Source organism: Micromonospora sp. NPDC002717 (assembly GCF_040295705.1).
GTDB lineage: Bacteria > Actinomycetota > Actinomycetes > Mycobacteriales > Micromonosporaceae > Micromonospora.
The window spans coordinates 1-4,992 of record NZ_JBEOVW010000072.1; the positions used below are offsets into that span (position 1 = coordinate 1).

Consider the following 4,992-nt stretch of genomic DNA (forward strand, 5'->3'; position numbering starts at 1 on the left):
TCGACGAAGACCCGCTCCCCCGCATCCTTCCCCGCATGCTCCACCCGGAAAGGACGAACCTCCCCCGGCGTCGGCACCAACCGCAACGGATCCTTACCCAACCACCTAAACCGATCAGTAAACACATGCGTCATCTCGCCCCAAGCAGGCAAACTCGCCGAACTCCGATACGACACACGCCAACCACCGCCCTTCGCCACCTCCACAGACGGCTCCACACCCGCCGCCCACCCCGACGGCAACACACCCTCCCCACCACCCGAGAACGAACCACCCCCCACACGACCCCACTCAAACGCCGCCGCACCACCAGGCAACCCACCCTGGGTGCGCCGACGTTTCGGGGCCCGCCCAGTTCCCGTCTCAGCTCGCTTTTTGCGCTCCTGCCGCGCCTGGATCTGGGCTTTAATAGCCTCGAACTCGTCGATGCTCTTGTCCAGACCCACGAGCACGAGCCGGAAGGCGTATTCGGGTTCCGGCGCCGGCGAATCCGCTCTTGGGACCAACGGCGCCCTGACCACGGCGAAAATGTCGATGGCGACATCCGATCCGACCGGCCGCGGCAATTGCCCTACCTTCACGTTAATCGGCGTTTCCTTATCGAGATTCACCTTCCCGCCACCCAACACGTCGACTGAATTGCCCAGCCTAAGACGCAGGGGCATAGGCATTCGGCCATCCGCCAACATTATGTCTTCGATAGATATTGCGTCGTAAAGATGCCACCGATCCTCTCGCTCCCACAGCACCTTTCCGGTCTGCAGCAGCCGACCGATATCGGGCACGGTGGGGGCGGGCTTGACCAGCTCCAGGTACAGGGTTTGCTTGATAGGGTTCTCTTCGAGTATCACGACCGCGATGGGTCGACCAAAGATGTCATACCCGAGTTCGAGACGAACCTCCCTTATGTCCGCAGGAAAGACAAACCTTCTTCCGTCGGCCACCTCGACCTGTGGGATACGGCCCTGACGGGCGGTGGCATGGGCCTGACCTGCCCCGCCCTCCCCGCCGAGGGTTATGCCCAATTCTCTCCGGGGTTGCAACAGACGCGTCGTGATGTAATAGGAAGCGCTGAACTCCCATGGGGGGTAGAGTTCCCAAGACCCACGCACCTTTTGCTTCAGATTGGCCAGCTCGCGGTCAGTGAACTCGCGGTTGATCGGTTGGTAGATGACGCTTCCAGCGCCGTTGTCCGCGGTGTACGGGATTTCGATAAACCCGACGCCCTTTTCGCCGACCTTCCCGAAACTGATATTGACCACATCACCCAGGCCGAAGAGTTTACCGACATGTCCGAGAACTATGTCCTTGCCGCTCAGTCTGATGCGCAGCCCTGGGGCCGGACGGGTTAGCTCCCTTATGTCCCTGTCATGCCGCACGGGGGTGGTGGGGACGCGGATGGTGAATGGGTCTTCGAGGTTCCCTGGGAGCTGGTCTTTCCAGCCGCTGCCTTGGTTGTTGAGGTCGCGGAGGTATTGGAGGTGTTCGGCGAGTTCCTGGACCTGGTTGCGGGGGGAGATGGGGGGTTGACGGATGGCCGCGAGGTTGCGGTGGAATGAGTCTCGCCGGATGCGCGAGTAGGTGCCGTCGGGATTCTTCTCCGCCTTGGCGATTGCCGCTCGCAGCAGACCACGTGTCTCCTCAAACACCCCAGCCTGTTGGCGCTGCTCGCCAGGGTCGGGCCGGAAGAAGCCCGCGGCGATGCGGTCATCGTGTGGGTCACGAGGTTGGGCCAAGACGTAGGCGCCCTTCAACCGAAGGACCTGTTGCGGAGTGACACCGGGAACCAACGGCGGGCCGATGTCGTACGGGGCCCCGAACGGATGGTGGACCTGCATCGGCTGGTCCAACTCCTTGGCCAGCACATGGAGAGGCACAAGCGCGACGTCGTGATCCAAGGTTTGGTTGTTTCCGATCGTGCTGAGCCAGATCCGTTCCAGGGCTTTCCGCCGCTGCTCGGACACATCCCCCGGATACGGAAGAATCTTTCTAAACGTCGACTCTTCACCCCGGGCAAGGTCGTCGGCCAGTTGACGGACCACCCATGCGCGCAGTCCATCCACGCTGGTGACGCCCCACTGCGCCAACAGCTGCGGGTAGGTGTTCAACACCGACCTGTAGAAGACGAGGTGCGCCCCCCCGCTGAACAGCGCGGAATCGATGTTGAAGACCGTGTCCGCCCACTGCTCGAATTCTGTCGCCTGGTCACGGGTTACCCCGGCCGACAACTGGGTGATCGCCGCGTCCACGCTCCGCTGCAAGTCCGGCGCGACACCACCGGACCCACCGGCCGTCATCGCCCCGCTCGGCCCCGGGTCCGCCCCGCCCACCCATGACACCCCTGCCAGCGGGCCCGACGCGACCGGTGCGGAGCCCTCCAGCGACAACCCCGAACCAAGCGCCGACGTCGACAGATACGCCCCCGCCCCCGAATTCGACCCCTCCCCCGCGTCAAGAATCCCCGGGTCAAAACCGGACAGGTCGTAATCTCCCGCAGGACCGGACAGCAGTCCACCCGAGGCCACGTCGACCAAGCCGGCGGAGGTGACGCCTCCCTGCAGGTCCGAGGGCCCGACCGGCACGGAGCCCTCCAGCCGCGACGCCGAGTCAACGGCCGGGCCGGACCATTCCATCGCCGCTGTCGGGTCGGACAGCGCATCGGGGGCTGGCTCCGAGGGCTGGGGGTCTGGTGCGGGCTGCAGACCCCGCCGCCTCCTCAGCGCCAGCTCCTCTCGATGCTTGAGCGTTTTGGCGAGAGCATCGAATTTCTCTTTGCCTTGCACGGTTGTTTCGATGAGCCGGTAGACGTATTCGGGTTCGGGCGCCGGCGAATCCGGTCTTGGGACCAACGGCGCCCCGACCACGGCGAAAAGGTTTTCGGAGAGAACCCTTGCGCCGGCATCCGGTCCGGACGCCTCCATCCATCCTACCCGCAGTTTGACCTCCGTGCCCCGAGAGAGATCCACCTCCCTCCCATCGAACGTCTTGGTCAAACCATTGATTCTTATGTCCAGGCCAGGCAACACTTTGTGCGACCACATTTCGGAACTGGCAGATATTTCATCGAAAAGGAACCAACGACGGTCATCTCGTTCCCACAGCGCATATGAGCGCATCCCCTTGATGTCGTCCGCGGTGGGGGCAGGGTCCATTTCCAGGTACAGAGTCCGTCCGGTCATGTTCTTGTCGGCCGGGATAATCACGACGCCGAAGGGTTGATCATCCATGCCGTACCCGAGCCGGAGAATGACCTCCTTCAGGTCGGTCGGAAAGGTAAACGGACTTCCGTCGACCATCTTGTTATTCGGGATAGTGAATTGGCCATGTCCGAAGCGACGGGACAGCCTCCTTTTTTTGTCCACATGGAACTCCATGTGGTAAAAGTCCAAGGAGAACCATCGGTCTTCGAGTTCCCACTCCCGGCCGGGCACCTTTTTCCTCAGGGCGCGCAGCTCGTCGTCAGTGAACTCGCGGGGGACCTTTCGGTAGATAGCACGTTCGGTTATGCCGTCCACGGTGTACCGGATTTTGACGATACCGACGCCTACTCCGTTGAGCTTCCCGAAACTGATATAGACCACATCGCCCGCGATGGCCACGTCGTCTACAACGGCGAGACGTTCCGGCTTGCCGCCCAGCCTGGCCACCAAACTTGGTCGGTAGTCACCGCCGAGGACGGAAGCGGTGAAGCTGATGGTGAATAGGTCCTCGAGTTCCCATGAGTTCTGGTCTTTCCAGCCGCCGTCTACGTTGCTGCTGCGGAGGTAGAGCCTACGGAGGTATCGGAGGTTTTCTGCGAGTTCCTGGACCTGGCTGCGGGGGGAGATGGGGTGTTGACGGATGAGCGCAAGCTTGCGGTGGAATGTGTCTTGCTGGATGAGCCCGTAGATGCCGGTCGGATTCAGATTCGATTCCGCCTCGTCGATTTCCTCCCGCAGCTGACGGAGTGCCTCCTCAAAGGTGTCCTGTTGGACCTGGTCGGTCACCGATGGCCGCGAGAAGCCCTCAGCGATGCGGGCGGCGATGCGGTCATCGTGTGGGTCACGAGGTTGGACGATGATGTAGGCGCCGTTCAACCAGACGACTGGTTGCCGGGTGACACCGGCAACCGGTGGCGGGCCGATGTCGTACGGGGCACCGAATGGATGGTGGACCCGCATCGGCGTGCCCAACTCCCCGGCGAAGATATGGGGAATCACAGGCGAGATGTCGCGACCGTCGGCGTTGGCGTGCCCGACCTTGCCGAGCCAGAGCCGGTGCAGGGCCTTTCGGCGCTGCGGGGACACGCTCTCCGGATACGGCAGAAGCTCTCTGAACTTCGACTCATCACCCCTGGCGAGGTCGACGGCCAGTCGGCGGGTCGCCCACGCGCGCGCTCCACGCAGGTCGGTAACGCCCTCCTGCGCCAGCAGTTCCGGGTAGGCGTTCAACACCGACTTGTAGAAGGCGAGGTGCGGCGACCTTCCCTGGCCGAACAGCGCAGGATCGATGTCGAACACCTCGTCCGCCCACTGCCGGAATGCCGCCTCGTCAGCGGCCGCAACGGCTGACAACTGTTCGATCAGTTCCGATTGCCAGCCCGGCGGCAACCACCCCAAGCCGGGCTCCGGTGTCCTCATATCGAAAAAGTCTGCCTCCCCCGGCGGGTTATCCCACAGGGCAGAAATATCCGGGTCAACACCAAACGGGTCAGTTTCCGCTGGATTGGACGGCTGCCCGTCTGCGTCAGAGCCGGCCGGGCCCCATTCCATCGCCGCCGGCCGACCAGGCAACGAACCGGGCGACAGGTCCAAAGACTCAGACTCAGACTCAGACTCCGACTCAGACTCCGACTCAGACTCTGACCCGGACGGCTCTGACCCGGACGACTCAACCGGCCGCGCCAACGTGGGAGCCGCAAACGACTCCTTCACCGCCAGAAACTCGCGGATCTCCCAGTCCGTGAACCCAGGCTCGTGGAGACGAGCATCACCGACCGGCCTGGTCCTCTTC

1 protein-coding gene is annotated in these 4,992 nt (G+C 63.0%); it reads right to left on the reverse strand.

All coding sequences use genetic code 11. From position 1 onward, the window contains the following. The coding region (locus tag ABT006_RS34770; RefSeq protein WP_350712719.1) for a hypothetical protein at positions 1-4,793 on the reverse strand (4,793 nt) is incomplete at its 3' end. Positions 4,794-4,992 lie beyond the last annotated feature (199 nt).